6 protein-coding genes are annotated in these 4,676 nt (G+C 70.0%); 5 read left to right on the top strand and 1 reads right to left on the bottom strand.

Annotation, left to right across the window (positions count from 1 at the left end; genetic code table 11):
• Positions 1-30 precede the first annotated feature (30 nt).
• Positions 31-1,353, bottom strand: a complete 1,323-nt coding sequence (gene gltX / locus F9K34_RS17180) for a glutamate--tRNA ligase (RefSeq protein WP_291338338.1) — start codon at positions 1,351-1,353, stop codon at positions 31-33.
• 96 nt (positions 1,354-1,449) lie between these two features.
• Between gltX and F9K34_RS17185 the strand changes: the two genes are divergently transcribed.
• The 5 genes from F9K34_RS17185 to F9K34_RS17205 form a co-directional block, all read left to right on the top strand.
• Positions 1,450-1,857, top strand: coding sequence for a metallopeptidase family protein (locus tag F9K34_RS17185; RefSeq protein WP_291338339.1), 408 nt, complete (start codon positions 1,450-1,452; stop codon positions 1,855-1,857).
• 175 nt (positions 1,858-2,032) lie between these two features.
• Positions 2,033-2,386: a CidA/LrgA family protein gene (locus tag F9K34_RS17190; protein WP_291338340.1), complete on the top strand. Its 354-nt coding sequence runs from the start codon at positions 2,033-2,035 to the stop codon at positions 2,384-2,386.
• Positions 2,379-3,095 carry an LrgB family protein gene (locus F9K34_RS17195; protein WP_291338341.1) on the top strand — a complete coding sequence of 239 codons (717 nt, stop codon included), beginning with the start codon at positions 2,379-2,381 and terminating at the stop codon, positions 3,093-3,095. Before F9K34_RS17190 ends, F9K34_RS17195 begins: the two co-directional genes overlap by 8 nt.
• A gap of 81 nt (positions 3,096-3,176) precedes the next feature.
• On the top strand, positions 3,177-4,106 hold the full coding sequence (locus tag F9K34_RS17200; protein WP_291338342.1) for an MBL fold metallo-hydrolase: 930 nt from the start codon (positions 3,177-3,179) through the stop codon (positions 4,104-4,106).
• 58 nt (positions 4,107-4,164) lie between these two features.
• A partial coding sequence (locus F9K34_RS17205; RefSeq protein WP_291338343.1) for a 1-phosphofructokinase family hexose kinase occupies positions 4,165-4,676 on the top strand: 512 nt, incomplete at its 3' end.

Genomic DNA, 4,676 nt, shown 5'->3' on the forward strand with positions numbered 1-4,676 from the left:
GGGCGTGGTGGTGGACTTCCCCTGCCGTGGTCAGCCCCGGGCGCGCACCTTCTGCAGAAGCGGCATCAGCTCTCCCATGTCCGGACCCGTCGCCTCGCCGGTAACGGCGAGTCGAAGCGGCATGAACAGCGCCTTGCCCTTGCGGCCGGTCTTCTCCTTGACCGCGCCCGTCCAGTCCGCCCAGGTCGCGTCGGAATAGGGGGGCGGCGGCAGCAACGCCATCGCCTGCGCCACGAACCCGGTATCCTCCGGCGCAATCACCGGCTCCGCCCCGTCGCGGGCGAGCCGCCACCAGTGGTCGAGATCGGCGAGCGTCGTGATGTTCTGCGAGGCGACGCGCCAGAACCGCTCGGCCATCTCCGCCGGCACGCCGAGCGCGAGAATCCGGTCCTTCACGGCGTCGAAAGGCAGCGCCTGGTTGCGCTGGCGCGTCAGCGGCCAGAGGTCCTCGGCGTCGAATTTCGTTGGTGCGGCGCCGAACTGCGACAGGTCGAAGCCCGCCGCGATCTCGTCGAGCGACATCTTCAGCTCCACCGGCTGCGAGGAGCCGAGCCGAGCCATCAGGCTCAGGAGCGCTTCCTTCGCCACACCCTGCGCGCGCAGGTCGCGCAGGGACAGCGTTCCGAGGCGCTTCGACAGCCCCTCGCCCTGCGGCCCCGTCAGCAGCGAATGATGCGCGAAGGCCGGGGGCGTTCCGCCCATCGCCCGCATGATCTGGATCTGCGTCGCGGTATTGGTCACGTGGTCGGCGCCTCGGACGATGTGGGTGATCCCCATGTCCACGTCGTCGACCGACGAAGCAAAGGTGTAGAGTACCTGTCCGTCGGCCCGGATCAGCACCGGGTCGGACACGCTCGCCGTGTCGATCGAGACCGGCCCGAGGATGCCGTCCTCCCATTCCGTCCGCTGCTGGTCGAGCCGGAAGCGCCAGTAGCCTTCCCGTTCGGCCCGGAGCCGGTCCTTCTCCGCGGCGGACAGCGCCAGCCCGGCGCGGTCGTAGACCGGGGGCTTGCCCATGTTCAGCAACTTCTTTCGCTTGAGGTCGAGCTCGACCGGCGTCTCGAAGACCTCGTAGAGGTGGCCGGAGGCCCTGAGCCCGTCCGCGTCCACGGCGTAGCGGTCGAGCCTGAGGGATTGCTGCTCGATCCGGTCCCAGTGCAGGCCGAGCCAGTCGAGGTCCTCCTTGATCCCGTCGATGTATTCCTGCTTCGAGCGTTCCTGGTCGGTATCGTCGAGGCGCAGGATGAACGTGCCGCCGGTCTTGCGGGCGATCAGGTAGTTCATCAGTGCGGTGCGCAGGTTGCCCACATGGATGTAGCCGGTGGGCGAAGGGGCGAAGCGGGTGACGGTCATGGCCAGCCTTTCACGGGGATCGGGCCTCCTCGGGCGCCTTCCTCTTTCACAGGCGGGCCGTTTTGTCCATATGAGGGGCTGGGTAAGGAGACCGGAATGAACGACTGGCTTGGGCGCACGGCGCCGGATCTGGAGACGATCGAGGCGATGGCGCGGGCCACGGTGGCAGACCTGCCGGAACGCTTCGCCGTGGCCGCGCGCGGTGTCGTGATCCGGGTGGAGGACTTCCCGCCCGAGGATATCCTCGACGACATGAGCGTCGAGGACCCGTTCGAGTTGACTGGGCTCTACGACGGCATTCCCATGACCGAGAAGTCGGTGATGGACGTGGTCGACCGGCCCGACACGATCTGGCTCTTCCGGCGGCCGATCCTCGATGAATGGGCCGAGCGCGGCGACGTGACGCTCGGCCAGCTCGTCGCCCATGTGATGATCCACGAGCTTGCGCACCACTTCGGCTGGTCCGACGAGGAAATCGCCGAAATCGACCGCTGGTGGGAGTGAAGCTGGACCGGAAATCCTCCGCTAGACGATTTCCCGGCCGAACACCCGAGGCGCGAGCCGGGGCCAGCTCGACGGGACCGTGACCCGGGGACCGAAGGCCCCACCCGCGCAGGAGCCGGTTGGCGGCGGCCGCCCCTCCGCCTAAGCTCGGGACCAGCCTTGCGGAGTGCGGCCGATGATCCACAGTCTACTCGTCCTCCTTGCCTGTCAGCTCGCCGGCGAGGCGGCGGCCCGGCTTCTCGGGCTCGCCGTGCCCGGCCCGGTGATCGGGATGCTCCTGATGCTCGGCCTCCTCGCCGCCCTGCCCGGCTTCGCCGCCCGGGTGCGGCCGACGGCCGAGGGTATCCTCGCCAACCTCTCGCTTCTCTTCGTTCCGGCCGGGGTGGGGGTCGTCGGCCATATCTCCACACTCGGCACCCAGGCGGTCGCACTGCTTGTCGCGCTCGTCGTGTCCACCGTCCTTGCCATCGCGGCAGCCGCGGCGGCCTTCGTCCTCGTCGCCCGTCTCGCGGGGGTGGGCGATGACTGACCTCACGGCGTTCTGGAGCTACCTTTCCGAAGGGCCGCTCCTCTGGCTCGCGCTGACGCTTCTCGCCTATGCGGCGGGGGATGCTTGTTTTCGCGCCTCGGGGCGCAAGCCCTACGTCAACACCGTTCTCGTGGCGGTTGTGATCCTGGCCGTCATCCTCTGGGCGACCGGCACTGCCTACGGGACCTATTTCGAGGGCGCGCAGTTCGTCCACTTCCTGCTCGGTCCCGCGACGGTCTCGCTCGCCCTGCCACTTTTCGACAACCTCGGGCAGCTCCGGCGCGCGGCCTTGCCGGTCGCGGCCGCGCTCCTCGCCGGATCGGCAACCGCCGCCGCGTCGGCCGTCGCCATCGCCTGGGCGCTGGGCGTGCGGGGCGAGGCGCTTGCCTCGGTCGCACCCAAGTCGGCTACCGCGCCGGTCGCGATCGGCATCGCCGAACGCATCGGCGGGGCACCGACGCTGACCGCCGTGCTGGTGATCCTGACCGGCATCACCGGGGCCGTCGTGGCGACGCCGCTCCTCAACGCCCTCCGCATCCGCGACTGGCGCGCGCGCGGGCTTTCGGTCGGCGTCGCGAGCCACGGGATCGGTACGGCACGGGCCTTCCAGATCAACCCCACCGCGGGCGCCTTCGCCGGACTCGGCATGGCCCTCAACGCCGTCGCCACGGCCTTCATCGCCCCCCTCGTCGTCGCGCTCTTTCGCTGAAGGCGAAGGGACACGGGATCGTGAAGCACCGGGCGGCGATGCCATACGTAGTCTTTCTGCACAGCATCAGGGAGAGACGCCATGACCCAGCCGTTCGGACTGACCCGACGCCACGCCCTTCTTGCCGGGGCCTGCGCCCCCCTTGTGGTGGCACGGCCCACACCGACCCTCGCCAAGGCGCCGCAGCAAGGCGCCGCGCTGCCGCAATTCAGCCGCTTCATGCTCGGCGCCTTCGAGGTGACCACCCTCCTCGCCGCGACCCGGGCCGTGGATAACCCCCACACGATCTTCGGCCTCAACGCCTCCGAGGAGGAGTTCGCCGCGGCATCGAGGACCGCCTTCCTGCCCACCGACATGGCGCAATTCTTCTTCACCCCCACCCTGGTCAACACCGGCGCGGCGCTGATCCTCTTCGATACCGGCACCGACCCGGCCGGGATCACGGCCGCGCTGTCGGCGGCCGGATACGCGCCCGGCGACGTGGACATGGTCGTGTTGACCCACATGCACCCCGACCACATCGGTGGCATGGCGACCGAGGGCGCGCCGACCTTCCCCAACGCGGGCTACGCCGCGGGGGCCATCGAACACAACCACTGGTCCGGGGCAGCGAACGAGCTCTTCGACAAGAACGTGCGCCCCTTCGCCGCGAGGACCGCGATGCTCGCCGACGGCGGCACGGTCGCCCCCGGGATCACCGCGGTTTCGGCCTTCGGCCACACGCCCGGGCACCTCGCCTTCATGGTGGAGAACGGCGGCAAGGCGCTGATGATCACCGCCGATACGGCCAACCACCCGGTCTGGTCGCTCGCCCGCCCCGACTGGGAGGTGAAGTTCGACGCCGACAAGCCGGCTGCGGCCGCGGCCCGGAGCAAGATCTTCGGCATGATCGCCAGCGAGCGGATCCCGTTCGTCGGCTACCACATGCCGTTCCCCGCGACGGGCTTCGTCGAGGCCGAGGGTGACGGCTTCCGTTATGTGCCCTCGTCCTACCAGCTCATGCTCGGCTAGGTCGCGCCCCTTGCAGCGCCATTGATTTGCCCGCAGGCTGACGGTCGGGAGGGCCGAGATGATCCCGATCCTGACCGTCACGCTGAACCCTGCGCTCGATCTCGCCACCTCGGCCGAGGTCGTCCGCCCGGGACCCAAGCTGCGCTGCGAAGAGCCCCGCGCCGACCCGGGCGGGGGCGGGATCAACGTGTCGCGGATGATCCAGCGGCTTGGCGGACAGGCGCGCGCCTTCGTGACCCTTGGGGGCGCGACCGGGGTGCGGCTCGCCGGCCTGCTGGAGCGGGAGGGGATCGCCTGCGTCCCCTTCACCGGTCCAGGCGAAACGCGCGAGAGCCTCTCTGTCACCGACCGGACGAGCGGCGGCCAGTACCGGTTCGTCATGCCCGGCCCGCATTGGACGAAGACAAGGGGAGAGGCCGCCACCCGGGCCGTCGTCAGGGCGGCGGGGGCGGGTGCGATTGTGGTGCTGTCAGGCAGCCTGCCGCCGGGGCTTGCCCACGACCTGCCCGCGACGCTCGCGGCCCGGCTGGCCCGGCGTGGCGGGCGACTCGTGCTCGACACGTCCGGGGC

Origin of the sequence: Albidovulum sp. (assembly GCF_008933605.1) — a bacterium.
In the GTDB taxonomy this organism is placed as follows: Bacteria; Pseudomonadota; Alphaproteobacteria; order Rhodobacterales; family Rhodobacteraceae; genus Albidovulum.

Excerpts from the sequence above, each read along its gene's own strand:
- F9K34_RS17185 (WP_291338339.1), top strand. The coding sequence starts at position 1,450 with ATGAACGACTGGCTTGGGCGCACGGCGCCGGATCTGGAGACGATCGAG.
- F9K34_RS17195 (WP_291338341.1), top strand. The coding sequence starts at position 2,379 with ATGACTGACCTCACGGCGTTCTGGAGCTACCTTTCCGAAGGGCCGCTC.
- F9K34_RS17190 (WP_291338340.1), top strand. The coding sequence starts at position 2,033 with ATGATCCACAGTCTACTCGTCCTCCTTGCCTGTCAGCTCGCCGGCGAG.
- gltX (WP_291338338.1), bottom strand. The coding sequence starts at position 1,353 with ATGACCGTCACCCGCTTCGCCCCTTCGCCCACCGGCTACATCCATGTG.
- F9K34_RS17200 (WP_291338342.1), top strand. The coding sequence starts at position 3,177 with ATGACCCAGCCGTTCGGACTGACCCGACGCCACGCCCTTCTTGCCGGG.